This window comes from Anaerolineales bacterium, from assembly GCA_019637755.1.
Lineage (GTDB): Bacteria > Chloroflexota > Anaerolineae > Anaerolineales > UBA11579 > JAMCZK01.
On sequence record JAHBVC010000002.1, the window covers coordinates 375,225 to 394,839 of the forward strand.

The 19,615-nt window shown below is 62.9% G+C and carries 18 protein-coding genes and 2 tRNA genes; 6 read left to right on the plus strand and 14 right to left on the minus strand.

The window, feature by feature from the left end:
* Positions 1 to 46: 46 nt before the first annotated feature.
* The 7 genes from KF821_09745 to rdgB all read right to left on the minus strand — a co-directional run bounded on the left by KF821_09745 (position 47) and on the right by rdgB (position 5,436).
* Entirely contained in the window at positions 47 to 1,234 is a 1,188-nt protein-coding gene (locus KF821_09745; protein ID MBX3006092.1) for a tetratricopeptide repeat protein, read from the minus strand.
* Between the two features lie 111 nt (positions 1,235 to 1,345).
* On the minus strand, positions 1,346 to 2,104 hold the full coding sequence (locus KF821_09750; GenBank protein ID MBX3006093.1) for a hypothetical protein: 759 nt from the start codon (positions 2,102 to 2,104) through the stop codon (positions 1,346 to 1,348).
* A 136-nt stretch (positions 2,105 to 2,240) separates the two neighbouring features.
* The gene (locus tag KF821_09755) at positions 2,241 to 3,083 is read right to left on the minus strand and encodes a hypothetical protein (protein ID MBX3006094.1); all 843 of its coding nucleotides are present in this window, start codon (positions 3,081 to 3,083) and stop codon (positions 2,241 to 2,243) included.
* 30 nt (positions 3,084 to 3,113) lie between these two features.
* Positions 3,114 to 3,938 (minus strand): hypothetical protein, encoded by an 825-nt coding sequence (locus KF821_09760; protein ID MBX3006095.1) that lies wholly within the window; start codon positions 3,936 to 3,938, stop codon positions 3,114 to 3,116.
* A 160-nt stretch (positions 3,939 to 4,098) separates the two neighbouring features.
* Complete coding sequence (locus tag KF821_09765; protein MBX3006096.1) at positions 4,099 to 4,278, minus strand: hypothetical protein; 180 nt, start codon at positions 4,276 to 4,278, stop codon at positions 4,099 to 4,101.
* Entirely contained in the window at positions 4,278 to 4,760 is a 483-nt protein-coding gene (locus KF821_09770) for a hypothetical protein (protein ID MBX3006097.1), read from the minus strand. The genes KF821_09765 and KF821_09770 overlap by 1 nt, the downstream gene beginning before the upstream one ends.
* A gap of 73 nt (positions 4,761 to 4,833) precedes the next feature.
* Positions 4,834 to 5,436 (minus strand): RdgB/HAM1 family non-canonical purine NTP pyrophosphatase, encoded by a 603-nt coding sequence (gene rdgB, locus KF821_09775; protein ID MBX3006098.1) that lies wholly within the window; start codon positions 5,434 to 5,436, stop codon positions 4,834 to 4,836.
* Positions 5,437 to 5,661: 225 nt separating this feature from the next.
* On the opposite strand from rdgB, the gene KF821_09780 reads away from it, so the two are divergent.
* Both KF821_09780 and KF821_09785 read left to right on the plus strand, forming a co-directional pair.
* Positions 5,662 to 6,207 carry a DUF177 domain-containing protein gene (locus KF821_09780; protein ID MBX3006099.1) on the plus strand — a complete coding sequence of 182 codons (546 nt, stop codon included), beginning with the start codon at positions 5,662 to 5,664 and terminating at the stop codon, positions 6,205 to 6,207.
* 31 nt (positions 6,208 to 6,238) lie between these two features.
* Positions 6,239 to 7,366, plus strand: a complete 1,128-nt coding sequence (locus KF821_09785) for a sigma-70 family RNA polymerase sigma factor (GenBank protein MBX3006100.1) — start codon at positions 6,239 to 6,241, stop codon at positions 7,364 to 7,366.
* Positions 7,367 to 7,914: 548 nt separating this feature from the next.
* Here KF821_09785 and KF821_09790 read toward each other — a convergent pair.
* The gene (locus tag KF821_09790; protein ID MBX3006101.1) at positions 7,915 to 8,577 is read right to left on the minus strand and encodes a NifU family protein; all 663 of its coding nucleotides are present in this window, start codon (positions 8,575 to 8,577) and stop codon (positions 7,915 to 7,917) included.
* A gap of 142 nt (positions 8,578 to 8,719) precedes the next feature.
* Here KF821_09790 and KF821_09795 point away from each other — a divergent pair, with 142 nt between their 5' ends.
* The 3 genes from KF821_09795 (at position 8,720) to metG (ending at position 12,338) form a co-directional block, all read left to right on the plus strand.
* A complete protein-coding gene (locus KF821_09795) occupies positions 8,720 to 9,640 on the plus strand; it encodes a hypothetical protein (protein ID MBX3006102.1) in 921 nt (306 codons plus the stop codon).
* 12 nt (positions 9,641 to 9,652) lie between these two features.
* Positions 9,653 to 10,447 (plus strand): phosphatase PAP2 family protein, encoded by a 795-nt coding sequence (locus KF821_09800; GenBank protein ID MBX3006103.1) that lies wholly within the window; start codon positions 9,653 to 9,655, stop codon positions 10,445 to 10,447.
* Between the two features lie 94 nt (positions 10,448 to 10,541).
* Positions 10,542 to 12,338 carry a methionine--tRNA ligase gene (gene metG, locus KF821_09805; protein MBX3006104.1) on the plus strand — a complete coding sequence of 599 codons (1,797 nt, stop codon included), beginning with the start codon at positions 10,542 to 10,544 and terminating at the stop codon, positions 12,336 to 12,338.
* A 16-nt stretch (positions 12,339 to 12,354) separates the two neighbouring features.
* Here metG and KF821_09810 read toward each other — a convergent pair whose 3' ends face one another.
* The 4 genes from KF821_09810 to KF821_09825 form a co-directional block, all read right to left on the minus strand.
* Complete coding sequence (locus KF821_09810; GenBank protein MBX3006105.1) at positions 12,355 to 13,308, minus strand: hypothetical protein; 954 nt, start codon at positions 13,306 to 13,308, stop codon at positions 12,355 to 12,357.
* 545 nt (positions 13,309 to 13,853) lie between these two features.
* Positions 13,854 to 16,295: a leucine--tRNA ligase gene (gene leuS / locus KF821_09815; protein MBX3006106.1), complete on the minus strand. Its 2,442-nt coding sequence runs from the start codon at positions 16,293 to 16,295 to the stop codon at positions 13,854 to 13,856.
* Positions 16,296 to 16,678: 383 nt separating this feature from the next.
* Positions 16,679 to 16,751: transfer RNA gene (locus KF821_09820), tRNA-Ala, on the minus strand.
* 100 nt (positions 16,752 to 16,851) lie between these two features.
* Positions 16,852 to 16,924 (minus strand) — tRNA-Ala (locus KF821_09825).
* 91 nt (positions 16,925 to 17,015) lie between these two features.
* Here KF821_09825 and KF821_09830 point away from each other — a divergent pair.
* Positions 17,016 to 18,386: an MFS transporter gene (locus tag KF821_09830; GenBank protein MBX3006107.1), complete on the plus strand. Its 1,371-nt coding sequence runs from the start codon at positions 17,016 to 17,018 to the stop codon at positions 18,384 to 18,386.
* A gap of 35 nt (positions 18,387 to 18,421) precedes the next feature.
* Here the strand turns inward: KF821_09830 and KF821_09835 are convergent, their stop codons facing one another.
* Both KF821_09835 and KF821_09840 read right to left on the minus strand, forming a co-directional pair.
* Positions 18,422 to 18,931 (minus strand): hypothetical protein, encoded by a 510-nt coding sequence (locus KF821_09835; protein ID MBX3006108.1) that lies wholly within the window; start codon positions 18,929 to 18,931, stop codon positions 18,422 to 18,424.
* Between the two features lie 18 nt (positions 18,932 to 18,949).
* Entirely contained in the window at positions 18,950 to 19,564 is a 615-nt protein-coding gene (locus KF821_09840) for a DUF1684 domain-containing protein (protein MBX3006109.1), read from the minus strand.
* Positions 19,565 to 19,615: the final 51 nt, after the last annotated feature.

Consider the following 19,615-nt stretch of genomic DNA (forward strand, 5'->3'; position numbering starts at 1 on the left):
AAGCCCCGCAGCTGCGGGGCTTTTTTATACGCTCGTGGTTATCCGCTCAAGGTGCTGCGCTGTACACAGCGAAATCATCAAAGAGAATCTGGCTGCCGCCCGCTTCCAGTGCGCCCACCAGCAGCCCCACTTGCCCGCTGGCGTACTCGGCATCACTGGTCTCGGCCACCAGCTCGCCGTTGACGTAGAGCGCCAGGCGCTCCCCGACGCACAGCGCCTCGATGCGGTTAGGCTCGCCGCCCAGGCGAATGGCCGGGTGGCGCAGCATCATCTCCTGCCCGATCAGCTCCAACGCATCGCCACTCTTTTTGGAGATGCCAAAATAGCCATCGCTACTGATCAGAAAGGCGTAGAAATCGCCGGTCTGGCCGGTGCCTTGCACGCGGCACAGCAGGCCGAAGAAGTTATTGTCGTCGCCGCCCGTGCGGGTACTGGTCACCTGCACGCGCACATCACTGACGATGCGGCCAGGCAAGGCCCACACTACCGCATTGGGTTGCGTTTGCTCCAACAGGTAGCCGCCCTGCTCATAGGCGGCGCGGGTTTCCGGCCCGCCGTTGCTATACCAGCCGCTGGCCGGGTTGGAGAAATCATCGGTAAACAGCAGGCCATCGGCGCCGGCTTGCGCCAGGGCCTGCTGCTGCATGGCGCCGATCTCGGCTTCAATGCTGGCGCGCTCCGGCGCGCTGGGCACCAGGCTGAGGTAGACCTGCAGGTCGAAGCTGGCCGCGGTGTAGTTGCCCAGGCTGCGCTGCAGCGCGGCACGGTTGCGGTAGGCCTGGGCAAAGGTGGGGGCTAACTCGATCGCCCGGTTGAGGTCCGCCAGGGCGGCAGCGGCATCGCCGCGCTGAATATATAGCAGGCCACGGCTCTGGTAGGCCGAGGCCCAATCCGGCGCCAAGGCCAGCGCCTGGTCAAAGTCTTGCAGGGCGGCATCCAGCGCCTGGGCAGACTGCTGAGCCACACCGCGTTGCCAATAGGCCTGGGCACTTTGCGCATCCAGCACCAGGGCAGCGTCCAGATAGGCAATCGCCGCGGCCCAATCGGCGGCGTTGGCAGCGTCTTGCGCCAGCGCCAGGTATTCGTCAAAGCTGGGAGCCGGCGTGGGGCTGGGTTCCGCCGCAGTCGGCAGGTCCGCGCTGCCCGCCTGGCTGGGCGGCACGGCTTGCGGGCTGGTGGGCAGGTTGCAGCCCAGCAGCCCAAGACATAGCAGAAGGGCCAATGCCAGTTTCATCGGCTTGTACTCTACTGTAAAAAGAAACCAAGAGCAAGACAGCCGGCAGCAAAAGAGGGCAGCACATTGGTACTGCCCTCTTGGTCTTGCAATCGAACGCCGGGTAAAACCCTACGGCGTGGGGGTGGAGCCGCGCACCACGATCTCAACCCAGAAGGGCAAGTTGAACTCGGGGCCCACGCCCACCTGCTGGCTGCCATCGAAGCGCAGCACCCAATCGCCATGATAGGTGCCCGGCGTGGCCGGTGCGCTGAGGTTGATGGTGAAGTTGGCGTAGCCGCCCGCCGGCACGTTGTAGTTGATCGTCAGCGGAGAGGAGCCATTCATACGGTCACCGCCCACGAAGAACAGCTCGTATTTGCCCGCCCGCCAATCACAGGTGCCCACATTCTGCAGACGCCAGGTCTTGGAGATCGCCTGGCCGGGATCGACGCGCGTGCCGTCTGGGTAGGTTTCGTCATAGACGTAGCGCGCCGCATAGCAGGCCGGCGTGGCGGTGGAAGGCGGCGTGGTGGCCGTGGGGCTGGCCTCCGGCGTGGCACTGGGCGCCTGCGGGGTGAGCGCGGCGGCCAGCGCGGTGAGCTGGGCCGCCTCGAGCGTGGCGGTGGAGGAAGCCATCACCGTCGGAGCGGCGCTGGTGGCGGTGGCGCTGGGCAGCGGGGTCTCGCTGGCCACGGTTTCCACGGTGGCGGCACCCAGCAGCGCATCCAGCGTCTGCTGGATCTGCGCATCGGCGGTGAGCGCCACCTTCTCCGTGGCCATGCTGACATCTTCGTTGGTGCCCAGGGGCGCCGAGCGCACGCAGGCCAGCGCGGCCAGGGCCAGGCTGGTGAGCATCAAAAGCAAAACACGATTTCGAGATAGTTTCATAGTACGTTCCATAGGTTAGAGATACTCAAAAACTATACAAGAATCGTGCCAGCCGCGCCGCGAAAACGCCGGCCACAAAAAAAGGCGGCCCCTGCAGGGGCCGCCTTGGTGTTGCGATCAGACGGTAGGCGAGAGCCTAAGGCCACTGGCAACTGCCCGGCTCGCTGGCGCCATTGCGCCAGCCGCAGAACGACCAGCCATTGCCGATGTTGCCGGAGAACTGGTTGTTGTTGAGCAGGCGCGCCGTCCAGCTGCCATTGCTGGGCACGCTGCTCGTCCAAGTGCCGGAGACTTGCTGTCCATCCCCCGACAGGGTGCCGGTGAACGAGTAGGAGTAAGTGCTAAATTGGGTGCTACCGGTCACCGTGTTGCCAGAGAGGGTAAAGGTGATCGCCCCGGTGTAGTTGCTGGCCCCGCTGGCGGTCTTGCTGGTCCAGGCGCCACCGAAGCTGGGTAGCGGAGTGGCGGTGGCCGTGGGCGTCAGCGTGGCGGTTGGCGTGGGCGGCTGGGTGGCCGCCGGCAGGTTGTAGGCGCTGAAATCGCTGCTGGTGGCATAGCGCAGCCACAGCCAGCAATCACCAGCGCCGCCGGGCACTTGCACGACCACATACTCCGAACCCTGGAAGGTTTTGAGCACCTGCACCTGCTGGCCGGCGGCGATGGTGGTGATCAGACGATACTGCACGCTGGGGCCAGAGCGGCAATTGGTGTCTTGCGTCACGGAAACCAGCGCGGTGCCCAACTCGGGCAGCGCGGTGGCGGTGGCTGCGTCTGCAGCTCCAGCCGCCGGAGTGTCCTGCGCAGCTTGCGCAGCGGTCGCCTGCACGCCATTACCGGCGGCGGCGGTCTCCAACCCGCTGATCTGCAAGGTCTGCGCAATGCCGGTGGCGATCGCCGCTTCGGTGCTCAGGCCGCCGCAGGCCGAGAGCAGCCCGGCGGCGAGTAGCAAAAGCACGCAGCCCCATCGTGGTGTCTTCATAGGTTCCTCTGTGGTATTGCTGCGCGCGGCTTAAGGCCACTGGCAGGGGCTGGGGTAACCGCCGGAGCGTGTACCGCAGAATTCCCAACTGCCTGTGTCCAGGTTGCCGATGAATTGCGGCGAGCCCAGTGCGGTGATCTTGGCGGCCCAAACCCCGCTGCCCGTGCCGCCGAAGCTGCCGCTGGCGGTCTGGTAGCCAGGGGCGATGGTGCCGGTGAATGAGTAGGCGAAGGCGCCGGGGTTGGTGACCGCGCTGCAGGTCAGGTTCATGCCGCTGACCGAGCAGCTCATCGCACCGGTGCGCTCCACGCCGCCGTGGTAGACACGGATGCTCCAGTTGCCCGACCAGTCATATGACGGGGTGGGCGACGGGGTGATGGTGGGAGTGGGCGTGGGCGGCTGGGTGGCCGTGGGCAACTGGTAGGCGCTAAAGTCACTGGTGTCGGCATAGCGCAGCCACAGCCAGCAATCGCCGGCCGCGTTGGGGTTCTTCACCACCACATAGTCGGAGCCAGCAAAGGTTTTGAGCACCTCTACCGGTTGGCCGGCCAAGATGGTGGTGATCAGCTTGTAGTGCTGGCTGGGGCCGAAGCGGCAATGGGTATCCGTGGAAACGGACACATAGGCCACGCCGGGCGTGGGCGTCTCGGCCGGCGCGTCAGCCTCCGGCTGGGCGGTGTTCTCCGGCAGCGCCGTAGCGGGGCCGCTGTTGTTGGCCGCGGCGGTTTCCAGTTGGCTGATCTGCAAGGTTTGGGCGATGCCGGTGGCAATCGCCGCATCCGTGCTCTGGCCACCACAGGCGGCCAGCCACACGGCTACCAGCAGCAGGCCGGTTAGGGTACGGGTTCGTTTCATTGTTTCACCTCAATGTCCGCCGTTGGCGGGGTTTCCAAACGATAACGAAGCAAGACGCCAAAACCATCCACCCATTCGTACTGATTTTTGGCGAGTTTCTTCGTGCTATTAAAAGCAAAATGCGCCGGGTCCGGCGCATTTTTTTAAGTACGGTAGCGGCTCAGCGTTTGCGCGGCCACAAGAACAGCGCGGCCAGCAGGGCCACAATGCCCACCAGCGACCAGCGCAGGTCATTATCCATAAAGCTGGGGAAGAGGCTGGCGGTGAGGCCGAGGCCCTGCAGCAGGAAGATAAACCCCATCAGGCCAAGGCCGAGGGCGAACAGTTTACGTAGCGACATTAAATCGTCCCCTGGGGTGGCGGCGGAGAGACCAGGGTGTCCTTATCGAGAAAATCGCCGCGGCGCGCCGGGGCCAACAGCGCCCATTCGCGCGTGCGGCGCTCGTAGCACTGGTTGCATTCCCAGTTGCGGTGCGAATCGCCCCCCGCGCGGGCAAACTCGGCTTCCGGCTTGAACTCTTTGCACGAGTAGCACTGGCGCAGGCTTTGCGCGCTAAAGCCGGAGTTGTCTTCGGCCCCGGCGATGGGCTGGGCGCGCAGCGGCAGCCCGACGACGGGATACCAGCCATCGGCGGTGCGGCCGATGGCCTTGCCGCTCACCACGATGCGCCCAAGCTCCCAGGCGCCCTCGCGGGCGATCAGCGTGCGCGCCTCATATTTGCCATCCTTGAAGCGGTAGGCATAGGCGGTGTTATCACTCAGGCGAAAAGCGCGAATGGCGCCTTCGGCAACTACTTTTGCAAGCACTTCTTCGTAAGTCATGCAGTGTCCTTAAGGAATGGTTACTGATTCATCGGATTATAGCTGCTTTGCTGCGCAGATTCTGCCGCGGCGCTTACAACTGGCGCAAGTGGGGCAGAAGTGCCTGCAAGGCGCGGGCACGATGGCTGAGCTGGTTTTTCTCCTCGAGGCTGAGCTCGGCCATGCTGCGGCCGCCACTGCCGGCGACGATGAAGATCGGGTCGTAGCCAAAGCCGCCCGCCCCGCGCGGCGCGGGGCTGATCTCGCCGGCGCACTCGCCGGCGGCAAAGCCCTGGCGCCCGTCGGGCAGCGCCAGGCACAGCGTGGCTACAAAGCGCGCCGGCCAGGGTGCGGGGTGCGCCGCCAGCTCCGCCAGCAAATGCTGGCGCCGGTCAGCATCGTTGGCATCGGGCTGCGGGGCATAGCGCGCCGAATGCAGCCCGGGGGCGCCGCCCAGGGCAGCCACCTCCAGCCCGCTGTCATCGGCCAGCGCCGGGCGGCCACTGGCCTGCGCAAAGGCGCGCGCCTTGATCATAGCATTCTCGGCGTAGCTGGTGCCGCTTTCTTCAGGCTGCAGCTCCAAGCCGAGTTCGGCGGGCGTCCACAGGCGCAGGCTGGCGAGGCCATGCGTGGCCAGCCATGCGGCCAGCTCGCCGCGTTTGCCGGAGTTATTGGTGGCCAGCACCAGATCTGTCATGCGGGGATTGTAGCTGGATTCAGAACAAAGACTCTACAAACCAGTACCCGGCCAGCACTAGCAGGCGCGAATCGGCGAATCCGCCTGCATTTTGGGGCGCGTATTGACCGATTCTGCAATTTTTGTTATAATCTACGAAACTTTCACAGAATCCTTTGCAAAGCAAAGGATTCTTTTTGAATCAAAGGCCTAACTTCGTCCTAACGGCACCCTACCCCCTTCCCAATGGCTAAGCGCAACCCTTTACGCATTAATGTCGGTTTCCTGGTCAAGGCCGATGCCGGCTATAGCCGCACCATCGAATTTGATGTGGGCGAAATGGTGCTTTCCGAGGATTTTACGGTGCGCGAGCTGAAGGGCAGCGTCACCTTTGGGCGTACGCCGCAAGGCCTGGTGGCTGAGGTGGCGCTGAGTGGGCGCACCGCCGCCGATTGTGTGCGCTGCCTGGAGCCGTTTGACCAGGCGATCGCCACCGAGTTCACCGAGTTGTACGCCTTTGACGAGCGTTCGGTGACCGAGGCGCACCTGTTAGTACCGCCCAGCCACCAGATCGATCTGGCACCGCTGGCGCGCGAATACCTGCTGCTGGATATGCCGATCACGCCGCTGTGCCGCCCCGACTGCAAGGGGCTGTGCGTGGTGTGCGGCACCAATCGCAACCAGCAGGAGTGCGGGCATGCCCAGCACCCGCAAGACCCGCAACCCCCCGCGGACGAGGCGCCCGATCCACGCTTCGCCGCGTTGAAAGACCTGTTGGACCCAAAAGAGTAGCTCGGTAGCGTACGAGTACCAAGGAGGAGTTATGTCTTTTCAGTCCCCGCCTGATGACGATTCACTGGAGCAACCGGTGCTGTTCAGCACGCCCAATCACTTCCTACCCAACGAGATGGAAGACTTTGAGCGCCTGCGCTGGCATTATCTGAGCGAAGAGAACGAGAACGAAGAGGACAGCCTGGCCACGCTCGGCACAGCCGAGCCGGATGCCGATGCGGCCGAAGCCTACGAGCTGCCCGCCGACGAAGTCATCGATACGGTGGGCCTGTATTTGAAGGAAATGTCGGCCGTGCCGCTGCTGACCATGGAGCAAGAGGTCAGCCTGGCCAAGCGTATGGAGGCAGCCAAGAAGGCGCTCAGCCAGCTCAAGAAGCAGCCGGCCAGCGCCGCCAAGCGCGGCCAACTGGAAGCGCTGGTGGAAGACGGCCGCCAGGCGCGCGATCATTTGATCCGCGCCAATACCCGCCTGGTGGTGAGCATCGCCAAGAAGTACATGGCGCGCGGCGTGCCCTTCCTCGATCTGATCCAGGAGGGCAACCTGGGCCTGATGAAAGCGGTCAGCAAGTTTGATTACCGCCGCGGCTTCCGCTTCTCGACCTATGCCACCTGGTGGATCCGCCAAACGATCACGCGGGCGATCGCCGATCAGGGCCGCACGATCCGCGTGCCGGTACACATGATCGACCGTATCCGCTTGCTGTACAAAACCGCGCACATGCTGGAGCAGAAGAACGGCCAACCGCCCTCGCTGGATGAGCTGGCGAAAGAGATGAAGGAAGAGGTGGGCAAGGTGGACTGGATGCTGCGGGTCAGTTGGCTGCCGCTCTCCCTGGAAAGCCCGGTGGGCGACGAAGAGGATTCGGAGCTGGGCATGTTCGTGGAAGACGAAAACAGCCCCAGCCCCAGCCAAAGCGCCTACAAGAATATGATGGAGCAGAAGGTACACGAAGTACTGAGTACGCTAAGCCCGCGCGAGGCGCGTATCCTGCGCCTGCGCTTCGGGCTGGAGAATGGGCGCTACTACACGCTGGAAGAGGTGGGCGAGAAGTTTGGCTTGACCCGTGAGCGCATCCGCCAGATCGAGGGCAAAGCACTGCGCCGCCTGCGCCATCCGTTGCGCGCCCGCCAACTGCGCGATTACGCCCAGGAAGGCTGACGCCACCACGATGATAAAAAAAGCCGCTCGTTGAGCGGCTTTTTTGTTTTGCCCGTCTGTCATTGCGAGGCCGTGAAGCGGCGCAGCCGCTGAACAACGAAGCAATCCTCACCTTTTGCCGCAGGTGCACACAGATAAACGCGGATACAGCCTTTTATCAACGCGCCCACACACTCAGCCAGTAGGTGCGCAACCCGACTGTCATTGCGAGGCCGTGAAGCGGCGTAGCCGCTGAACAACGAAGCAATCCCCAAGTGAATAAGCAAACAGGCCTGGGGATTGCTCGCGCGACGGTCTGTCATTCCGAACGAGCGGCGTAGCCGCGAGGAGGAATCCTTTAGGTCATTGCAAATGCCACTAGTGGCGTAGCCGCTGAGCAACAAAGCAATCTTCTACTTTTTAACCGCAGATGAACACAGATAGACGCGGATACGCCATTTCTAGACAATTGCTCCCTCCCCGCTCGACGGCAATGATGAATGCAAGTGAAAACAAAAGGACACGAAGCTACGCTTTGTGTCCTTTGTGGTTTCGTTTCCTGCGCCTAGCTAGGCCAGCGGCGAAGCGCCATTGACCGCCTGGGCGGCGTCTTGCGAGTAATACGGGTTCTCGCCCTCGCCATGCTCAGTGATATCGATGACTTCGGTGACCTCGGGTACGGCTTCCATGATGGCACGCTCGATCCCCTGGCGCAACGTAACCGCCGAGAGGCCGCAGCCCTGGCAGCCGCCGCCCATCTCCACATAGACCGAGGTGCTCTTGACATCCGTCAACAGCACCCAGCCGCCGTGGCCGGCCACGCCGGGATTGATGTATTCGTTGATCACCTGCTGCACGCGCACCGCCAGCGGATCGCTCCAGTCGGAGCGAATGCGCTCAGCCGGCGGGCCAAACGGCGCCGGCGGGTATTCGATGTTGAAGCCCGCCGCATAGCGCTGGTCATCGTAGTCTACGCGGCAGCCCTGCACCTTCTTGGCTACATCGGGATCGAAGAGGAAATCGAACTCACCGGCAGGCTGCACAATATCCTCAGGGGTGGCATTGCGCCGGTCTTGGAACTTGAACTCCGTCTGGTAGCCGCCACCGGGCAGCGTGCCGCGGATGCCGACGCGCACGGCCAAGCCGGGCTTGCCGCGGGTGCGAATCAATTCGGCAATTTTGTCAGTTGCCGCAGAGGTAACGTCAAGAATTTGGGTGCTGGCTTCGGTCATTTGTACCCTTTCGCACAAGTATACCTTGCTCAATAGGTATAGTCGCTCGCCAGGCCGGATTCCTTACCAATGAAAGGCGCCGCACAGTACACTTAGCCCCGCTGGGCGATAACACGCCCTGGCCCACCCCGTTGGCGATAGCATGGCCCCACAAAAGATCAAACTGATCTACAATCACACCGCTGGCAACCAGCAGCAATCGCCACAGCAGTTGGTGGATATCCTGCTGGCGATGCAAGCCCACGACCTGGCGCCCGAGGTGTTCGTGGTGCAGCCCGGCGCCGATGTGCGCGCCGTGGTGCGCCGTGCCCGCCGTGACGGCACGCGGCTGATCGCCGTGGCCGGCGGCGATGGCACCGTGGATAGCGTAGCGCACCACCTGGTGGGCACGCCGCTACGCCTGGGAGTGATCCCAATCGGCACGCGCAACAACCTGGCGCTCAACCTCAACATCCCTGCCGATATCCCCGGGGCGGTGGCGTTGCTGCGCAACGGCACGCCCACACGCATTGATGTGGGCAAGGCACGCAGCGGCGGCAACACGCGCTATTTTCTGGAGCTGGTGACGATCGGCCTGCTATCGGATATGTACGAGCTGACCGACGAGCTGCAGCACGGCGATGTCACCCGCATCGGCGAATGGCTCTCCACCTTTATGGCAGCCGAGCCCAGCGAGGCGCGCTTGAGCCTGGATGCGGCCGGGCGTGGCCCGGGCCGCACCCTGGCGGCGCACGGCCACATGGTGCTGGTGGCCAACATGCGCTACATTGGCCCCAATCTGCAGATCGATCCGCACGTTTCGTTTCGCGATGGCAAGCTGGATGTCTTCGTCTTCTCGGATATGACCAAGTTCCATCTGATCTCATTCGCCATGCGCTCGCTGGCGGGCAACATCGATCAACAATCCATTCAGCATGTGCAGGTGCGCCAACTTAAGCTACACTCGCGCCCTGCGATGAACATCATGGCCGATGGCCTCGAGCTGGGCCGCGGCGCCGCCACGATCGAGGTGCTGCCCAAAGCCCTGACGGTGATGGCCGGCCGCAAAGCCCGCAAGAAATAGAGCCCACAACGGATGCCCAACAAAGCCAACACACCGCCCCTGGTTGAAAGCCTGCAAGAGCAGGTAACCCCCAAACCCACCGCCCATAAACGCCCGCTCCCCTACCGCATCGCCATCTTCGTGGCCTGCCTGGCCGGGCTGATCTTCCTGCTCAGCTTTGCCCCGGCGGAGCAACGCCAGGTGCTGTGGCGCGCCCTGTTCCTGCGGCGCAGCCTGATCCTGCCCTTGCTGGTACTGGGGCTGCTGGCGCTCTCGCTATTGTGGGCGCGCGGCCAGGAGATCGATAACCGCGCCTTCCTGTTCTTCAACCTGCGCGGCCGCCGCCCGCGTTGGCTGGATATTGCCCTGGGCACCTTCAGCCAACTGGGCAACGGCGCGCTGGCCATCGGCCTGAGCCTGTACCTGTTCCAGCGCAATCAGGATCTCTCGCTGCAACTGGCGCTGGGCGTTCTGACGCTCTCGATCATGGTGGAGCTGCTCAAGGCGCTGACGGACCGGGCGCGGCCCTTCCTCACCAATGCCAACGCCCGCGTCGTGGGCTGGCGTGAGCCGGGGCGCTCCTTTCCCAGCGGGCACACCGCGCAGATCTTCTTTCTGGCTACCTTGCTGTATCACCATTTCCAGCCCGGGCCGTGGCTGGGCGCGCTGCTCTTCGCCGTCGCCCTCGGCGTGGGCTTCACGCGCATGTACGTCGGCGCGCACTACCCGCGCGATGTCATTGGCGGCGCGCTGCTGGGGCTGATGTGGGGCACGCTGGCCAACCTGATCGATCCGTATTGGGTGCCGCTATTTTCTTGGCTCGGATAACTGGCTACTCTTGCAGCTGCAAAATCAAATCCAAGCGATTGATCGATTGTAGATTAATCGATTAGTCGCACTCGTTGTATACTCACCAACGAAGATGAGCAAACACATTCTGGTGGCCGTTGCCTGGCCCTATGCCAACGCTGAAATTCACGTCGGGAATCTAACCGGCTCGTACCTGCCTGCCGATATTTTCGCCCGCTACCACCGCCTGCGCGGCAATCAGGTGCTCATGGTCTCCGGCTCGGATGCGCACGGCACGCCGATCACCGTGAAATCTGACGCCGAGGGCGTGACCCCGGTGGAAATCTACAAACGTTACCATGCCGGCTTTGTGGAGCTGTTCCAAAAGCTGGGCCTGCAGTACGACCTGTTCACCAGCACGCACACGCGCAACCATTTTAAAGTTTCGCAAACCATGTTTCTGGCGCTGAAGGAAAACGGCTATCTCTACACGGAAGAACAGCAACAGTGGTATTCCGCCAGCCTGGGCAAGTTTTTGCCTGATCGCTATGTAGAGGGCACCTGCTACATCTGCGGCTTTGAAGGCGCCCGCGGCGACCAGTGCGATAACTGTGGCAACGTGCTCGATGCCACGCAACTGATCCAGCCGCGCGCCAAGGAAGACGGCTCCACCCCGCAACTGCGCACCACTACGCACTACTTTCTCGATCTGGGCAAACTGCAACCTGAAGTGATGCAGTTCCTTGAAACGCGCCAGAGCTACTGGCGCCCCAATGTGGTCAACCGCTCGCTGGGCTGGATCCGCAGCGAAGGCTTACACGGCCGCCCGATCACGCGTGACCTGGATTGGGGCATTCCGCTGCCCGTGCAGGATGGCGATTGGGCCAGCAAGCGCCTGTACGTGTGGTTCGAAGCCGTGATCGGCTACCTGAGCGCCGCCATCGAATGGGCGGCCCTCAGTGGCGAGCCGCAGGCCTGGCAACGCTGGTGGACTGACCCGGCGGCACGGGCGTATTACTTCATTGGCAAAGACAACATCGATTTCCACGCGATCATGTGGCCGGCCGAGCTGATCGGCGTGGGCGAACAGTTCACCGCGATCTACAGCGGCGAGCAAGGCAAGCCGCTGACGCTGCCCTATGACGTGCCCGCCAACGAATTCCTGAATATGGAGAACCGCAAGATTTCCGGCAGCCGCAATTGGGGCGTATGGGGGCTGGATTTTCTCAGCCGCTATGATGCCGACCCGCTGCGCTATTACCTGACGGTGAATATGCCCGAGAGCAGCGACGCCAATTGGGATTGGGATGATTTTGTGCGTCGCAACAACAATGAGCTGGTGGCCACCTGGGGCAACCTGGCCAACCGCGTGCTGTCCTTCGCCGCCAAGCATTGGGAGGGCCGCGTGCCGCAGCCCGGGGCGCTGCGCCCGCAAGACGAAGCGCTGCTGGCCAGCATTGAGGCCGGCTACGACAGCGTGGGCCAATTGATCGAGAACGTGAAGTTGCGCGGTGCCCTGGGCGAAGCGATGGGCCTGGCAGCCGAGGTGAACCGTTACCTGGATGAGCAGGCGCCCTGGACCCAAGTGAAGACCGATAAGGACGCCGCCGGCAAGACGATCTACACCGCGCTGCGCGCCATCGATAACCTGAAGCTGCTCCTGGCGCCCTTCCTGCCGCACACCAGCGAGGCGCTGCACCAGATGCTGGGCTACCATGCCCCGCTGTTCGGCGAGCAATACACCGAAACCGTCAGCGATGACCTGGGCGAGCATCTGGCGCTGCGCTACCGCGCGGCGGCGATCCCCGGCCACTGGCGCCCCAGCACGCTGGAGGGCGGCCGCGCCCTGCAGCAGCCCGGCCCGCTGTACAAGAAGCTCGAACCCAGCATCGCCGACGAAGAGCGGGCGCGCCTGGGCGGAGCGGCTTAGCTTCATCCCCCTGCGATCAATTGATTAAGCGATGAATCTGGTGGCTGATTGCAGCCAGCCAGGTTTGCTCGCGGCGGGTTTCGGCGGCCACCAGCAGCCACACGGCCAGCGGGAACACGTAGCCCATCCAGGCGGCGGCATAGCCGAAGAGGAAGGATAGTGCCAGCGTCCAGCTCGCCAGCCATACCAGCCACTGGCGCAAGCCGCGCCAACGCCCCAACACCGGCAGCATCAAGATAAAGTGATATGGGAAGACATACGGCATGAGAAAGGCGCCAACCGCCATCATTTGCCAGGGGTCTTTGCGATTGGTGAAGGGCAGCAAGCCCAGCCCCACCAGGCCAATCGGCCAGCCGAGGATATACCAGCCCATGCTCGAAGAGCTGTGCAGGTTGCCACCGGTGACATGCATGCCGATGGCCTGCGCCGGCCACCAGCCCCAAACCAGCAGGGTGAGCGCGGCGAAGAGCAGCCCAGCCAGAAACCAACTGCGCCGGGTAAGCAGGGCGAAGGCGCCCAGCGTGGGCTTGATCAGCAGCAAGGGCACGCCCCAGGGAAGCGTCAGGTAGCCGAGCAGCGCCCAGCCATCCACGTTGCCGGCCCACAGCAGCACCAGTACCGGTGGGCTGAGCAAGGCCAGCAGCGCGCCGAGGGCGCTGCTGCGGTCACGGCGCTGCTGGTAGGTGGCGATGGCCACTGCGGCCAGCATCAGCCCGTTGGAGAAGGCCAGCCCCCAGCGCCAGGGCAACTGCGCCAGCGGCCAGGTCAGTAGCTTGGTCCAGCCCGGATACCAAACATCGATATCGCCGCCAGCGCGCAGGGTGTAGAACCAATCCCAGCCCAGCAACGGCGCATCGCGCAGCAGCCAGCCGAGGCCTAGTGCACCGAGCAGCACCATGCCGGCGGCGCGCCAGTGCGGCGGTTCGCCGGGGGTACGCGGCGCTTTGCAAAGTCCCCGCAGCCATTCCATGGGTGAATGATACAACGAGGCCTGGGGGGTGCGCAGGTGATCAGTGAGTAAAAAGCAAAATCAACCACAAAGACACAAAGAGCACAAAGGTTGTTGCGATGTAAAAGCTTGTGTAGATGCAGGCTGCGGCGGGTTGGGGATTGCTTCGTTGTTCAGCAGCTAGCGCCGCTTCACGGCCTCGCAATGACAGACGGAGTCAAAAGCAAATCAACCACAAAGACACAAAGGGCACAAAGGTTATTGCGTGGCGAGTTGAGGGATTTTACGTTGCTCAGCGGCTGCGCTGCTTCACGGCCTCGCAATGACAGACGGGTTTGTGCATCTTCTGCTGAGTGTGGGGGCGTGCTGATAAAAGGCTGCATCCGCGTCCATCTGTGTTCATCTGCGGCAAAAGTTCGAGATTGCTTCGTTGTTCAGCAGCTGCGTCGCTGCGCGGCCTCGCAATGACAGTTGAATGCAAAACAGCCACAAAGGCACAAGATCACAAAGTTTCTAAATCAAAGAGATTTGCTTTGTGACCCGTGTGCCTTTGTGGTTAAGTGTCACTAAACTACGATATTGACCAGCTTGCCTTTGACCACGATGACCTGGCGTGGCGTCTTGCCCTCCAGCGCCTTGATCACGGCTTCGCTGGCCAGGGCCTGCACCTTGGCTTCCTCATCGCTCAGACCGGCCGGCAGGGTGATGCGATCCTTGAGCTTGCCGTTGACCTGTACCACGAGGGTGATCTCATCCTCGCGGGCGGCAGCCTCATCGGCCTGCGGCCAGGGCTGCATGTGCACCGAGTAGGGCTTGCCCGACTGGGCCCACAGCTCCTCGGCGATGTGCGGGGTAACCGGTGCCATCAGGCGCAGGTAGACGTCTTTGGCTTCGTCCCACTCTGGGCTGCCTTCCACCTCGCCGCGCAGCTCCGCCATGCTGTTGGCCAGCTCCATGTAGGCTGAGATGATCGTGTTGAACTCAAAGCTCTCCAGGTCACGCGAAACCTTCTGGATGGTCTGGTGCACCTTGCGGCGCAGGGTCTTGGCTGCCGCGGCGGCGGGCTTGCCGGGCAACGGCGGGGTATCGGTAAACAGGCTCCACACCTTGTGCATCCAGCGCACCACGCCCTGAATGTTCTCATCGCTCCATGGCCCACCTTCAGACCAGCGGTAGCCAAACATCAAATAGGCGCGCACGGTATCGGCGCCATACAAGGCCACCTGCTGGTCCGGATCGACGACATTGCCGCGCGATTTGCTCATGCGCTGGTGATCGCTGGAGAGGATCTGGCCCTGGTTGCGCAATTGCAGCATGGGTTCATCGCCCTGCCCGATCCCGATGTCACGCAGCGCCTTGTGGAAGAAGCGCACATACAGCAAATGCATCACGGCGTGCTCGGAGCCGCCGGTGTAGGTATCCACCGGCATCCAGTAGGCGTATTCCTTGGGGTCAAACGGCCCCTCGGCGTAGGCCGGGCTCAGATAGCGCAGGAAATACCACGAGGAGCACATAAACGTATCCATCGTGTCGGTGTCGCGCTCGGCCGGCCCGCCACAGTGCGGGCAGGTGGTGTGCTTCCAGGTGGGGTGCAGCTTCAGCGGGCTCTCGCCGGTGGGCGTCCACTCGATGTCTTCGGGCAACTCCACGGGCAACTGCGCCTCGGGCACCGGTTGGGCGCCGCAGTCTTGGCAATACACGATGGGGATCGGCGCGCCCCAGTAGCGCTGGCGCGAGATCAGCCAATCGCGCAGGCGGTAGGTGACCGCCGCCTCGCCCACCTTGAGCTTCTCCAGGTAGGCGATCGTTTCGGGGATGGCACGCGCCGCTGGCGTGCCGCTCAGCGGGCCGCTGTTGTGCATCGCGCCGGGTGCGGTGATCGCCGCCGTCAGGCTGGCGCCATCCACCTCGGCGCCGGAGGGCTGCACCACCGGGCGCACCGCCAGGCCATACTTGCGCGCAAAGGCGAAATCACGCGCATCGTGCGCCGGCACGGCCATGATGGCACCGGTGCCATAGGTCATCAACACATAGTCGGCGATCCACACCGGCACGCGCTCGCCGCTCACCGGGTTGATGGCATAGCCACCGGTAAATACGCCGGTCTTTTCTTTCTCCGTCGATTCGCGCTCTACATCGGTCTGGCGCGTGGCCGCGGCAATGTAGGCTTGCACCTCGGCTTGCTGTTCCGGCGTCGTGATGCGCGCCACCAGCGGGTGCTCAGGGGCCAGCACCATGAAGGTGGCCCCCCACAGGGTATCCGGGCGGGTGGTGAAGATGGTGAACTCATCGCCGCTTTCGGTTTTGAAGACCACATTGGCGCCTTCGGAGCGCCCGATCCAATTGGTCTGGCGCGTCTCGATCGGCTGGGGCCAATCCATGCCGGCAAACTGCAGCAACTCATCGGCGTAGTTGGTGATGCGGAAGAACCATTGCTCCAAATTCTTCTTGATCACCGGAGTGCCGCAGCGCTCGCAAACGCGCTCCTCGCCCACCACTTGCTCGCGCGCCAGGGTGGTATTGTCCTTGGGGCACCAGTCCACCGCGGCCAGCTTGCGGTAGGCCAGGCCGTGCTTGAAGAATTGCAGGAAGAACCACTGCGTCCAGCGGTAATACTGCGGGTCGGCCGAGATGGCTTCGCGGCGCCAGTCAAACATGGTGCCCATGCTGCGCAATTGGCGGCGCATGTTCTCGATGTTGGCATAGGTCCATTGTTTGGGATGGATATTGCGTTTGATCGCGGCGTTCTCAGCGGGCAGGCCAAACGCGTCAAAGCCCATGGGGAAGAGTACGTTATGGCCACGCATGCGCTGGTAGCGCGCCCGCGCATCGGAAGGGGTCATGGCGTACCAGTGGCCGATGTGCAGATCGCCCGAGGGGTACGGCAGCATAGTCAGCGCGTAGTGCTTGGGGCGCGTGGGGTCAATATCGGCATGGTAGATGCCGTCAGCTTCCCATTTTTGCTGCCATTTGGCCTCGATCTCGGCCGGGTTGTACTTTGCTGCCATAAAGCTCCTTATTCGCGGTTCGCCGTTAGCTGTAAGCTGTAAGCTGTAAGCTGTAAGCTGTAAGCTGTAAGCTGTAAGCTAAAAACCTAAATCACGGATCGTGCTTAAACAAAAACTCTCGCCGCACGATGCTTCTTTTGCATCGGGACGAGAGATGTCTCCCGCGGTACCACCCGCTTTGCCTGCGCCGCAGGCCACTCAGTGCACTGTATCGCGTGCCACGTTGCCGTGCCTCAGGGGCTGGCAGGCGAGTTCAGCTTGCTTTTGCGCATGCCGGGCTTGCACCACTGCGCCCGGCTCTCTGGGTGAGCGTAAAGCCAACCTACTACTCCTACCCGGCGTGACCAGCAATTGGCCGGCCACTATTCATTTTGTCTTGCTAGTGGACCCAGAGGGATTCGAACCCTCGACCTCCTCAATGCCATTGAGGCGCGCTCCCAGCTGCGCCATGGGCCCGTACGCATGGCTACGCCATGCTAGTGGCGTGTCCTACTCGGCTTCGCCGAGTAACGGAACGCCAACTTGATGTAAATGTTCCAGTGCCAGTATCGCACAGTGGACCTGGAGGGATTCGAACCCTCGACCTCATCAGTGCGATTGATGCGCGCTCCCAACTGCGCTACAGGCCCAAGCTCAGAGGCAGGATTGTACTTTGCAGACGAAGGACTGTCAAGAATGCGATTGGTTGGCGCGTTATACTAGCGCCAAGGGACCGATTCAATGACCATGCATGCCTCACAACCCGGTGCGCACACGATGCGCACCTTTTATATTATCTGGTTCGGCCAGTTGGTTTCGCTGCTCGGCAGCAACCTGACCGGCTTTGCGCTCGGCGTACACGTCTACCAAAAGACGGGCTCGATCACCTCCTTCGCTCTCAGCATCCTGGCGCTCACCATCCCTGGGGTGGTGTTCTCCCCGTTGGCCGGTGCCCTGGTGGATCGCTTCCCGCGGCGCTGGATGATGATCCTGAGCGACGCCGGCGCCGGGCTGACCACTGTCGCCATCCTGCTGCTGGTGCTCACCAACAATCTGCAGATCTGGCACATCTACGCCGCAAACTTCGTGGCCTCGCTGTTCGGCACCTTTCAGTGGCCGGCCTACTCCGCCGCCACCACCATGCTGGTGCCGCAGGCCCAACTGGGCCGCGCCAGTGGCATGGTGCAAATGGCCGATGCGGTGGCGCAGTTGGCCGCCCCGGCCATCGCCGGCGGCCTGTTCGCCACCTGGGGCCTCGGCAACATCATCCTGGTGGATATCGTCACCTTCTTGTTCGCCGTGGGCACCCTGCTGTATGTCCGCATCCCCGAGCCCGTACGCACCGCGGAGGAAGCCGCCAGCAAGCCCTCCCTGGTGGCCAGCATGCGCACCGGCTTCCGCTTCATTCGCCAACGCCCAGGGTTGCTGCAATTGCTGATGTACTTTGCGGGCATCAATTTGTTCCTTAATATGCTGCAACCGTTGTGGACGCCGCTACTGTTGGATCTGGGCTCGCCGGCGCAAGCCGGGCTGGTGTCCTCGATCGTGGGCGGCGGCATGCTGGTAGGCACGATCGTGATGAGCGCCTGGGGCGGCCCGCGCCGCCGCGTCTACGGCGTGATCGGCTCCGGCATTTGGATGGGCGTGATGCTGCTGTTCCTGCTGCGCCCGGCCACCGTGGAGTGGATCGCGCTGATCGGCTTTCTCTCGATGCTGGTGCTGCCGGTGCTTAACGGCAGCAGCCAGGCGCTATGGCAGAGCAAGACCGAGCCCGACTTGCAGGGCCGCGTGTTCGCCGTGCGGCGCATGTTGGCGCAGTTCACCGCGCCGATCGCCATCCTGCTGTCCGGCCCACTGGTGGATGGTATCTTCCGGCCCAGCCTGATGCCCGGCGGCGCACTGGCCGATACGTTGCTGGGCACCTGGGTGGGCGTAGGCCCTGGCCGCGGCATGGCGTTGTTCTTCGCCTGCGTGGCGATCCTGGTGCTGATCATCTCGGCCATCGCACTCACCAGCCCGCGCTTGCGCCATGTACAAGACGAGCTGCCCGATGTAATCATCCGTAGCCAGAGCGAAGCCGAGGCGCTCAACGAAGCACGGCACGCTAGCTAGAATCAAAAAAAGCCCCGCAGCTGCGGGGCTTTTTTCTAGACCAGGCGCGCTAGCAACAACGCAATCCCAGCAATGGCCGCCGCGCCCAACAACTGGCGCGGCAACAGCTTGAGATGTACTTTGGCGTGGAAGCTGTACTCCTTATAGCCGGGCAGCCCCTCGGTACCCGCAAAGACTGACCAAGCCGGTGTGAGTGTATTGAGCACCAGCCAATCAATAAAGATCAGATCGAACGTAGTGATGCTGAGCTGGATGAGCAGTGCGTGCAGGAACAGCACGCCGTAGCCTACCCCACTGTGCTGCGCGAACGTGTATGTGGAATACAGCGTGCCGCCCACCAGGATCGCCATAAGCACGCCCATGACACGCGTGGACTGCGCTTGCTCCGCCGCATTGAGCGGGGCGGCCGCGGCGAAAATATCCGGCGGCACTTCGCCGCGCACCAAAAACATGCGTGGGGCGCGGCGCGCCACCAGCAGTACCACACTGGCAAACAGCAGCGCCAGCAGCGCGCCATGCCATAGTAGAGTATTCCAGTCCAGCATCGCTCTCCGTACGCAGCCTTAGGCCGCCGCCGCCGGGTAGAGTTGCTCGCCGGCCGGGATGGCCAAAGCTAAGCGGTTCTCCGCCGGCACCTCAAACCCCGCCGCCGCATAGGCGCTGGCGGGGTTGTAGGCAAAGTTGAAATCCAGCACCAGCTTGCCGTTCTCCTCGCCCAGGTCTGCGCCGTGGGCACCATCCAGCAGCCAGCGCCCGGGCGCATAGGTTTTCCCGCTCTGCGCACTGGCATCCGCAAAGGGCAGCAGCAGGCCACCGCCATAGCTTTGCAACGCGAACACGCTCAGACTGAGTGTGCTGCCAGCCACGGCAAAATGAACCCGCCCGACGCGTTTAGCTGGCGCCCCGGCCACCGCCAACAACTCCGGCGCCACGTCAATATCCACATCTACCGCAAACCGCAGCGCCGGGTCATAAGGGAAATACGCCAGGTTGATGAAGTGGGCGCGCTGGGCCGGCGCCAGCGGCGAAGCAGCATGGTGGCCGAAGAGCTCGTTGCGCGCCGCCACCCAATACTGCCAGCGCTGCTCTGCCGGAATGCGCCGGTCGCGCACGCCTGCATACACGGCTTGCACCTTGCGCAGGTAATCCACTTGGTCCAGTTCATCCAATCGAAACATAACTCTCCAAAACGCGGGTGATCATCAAATATAATCCACATCCATCCACTA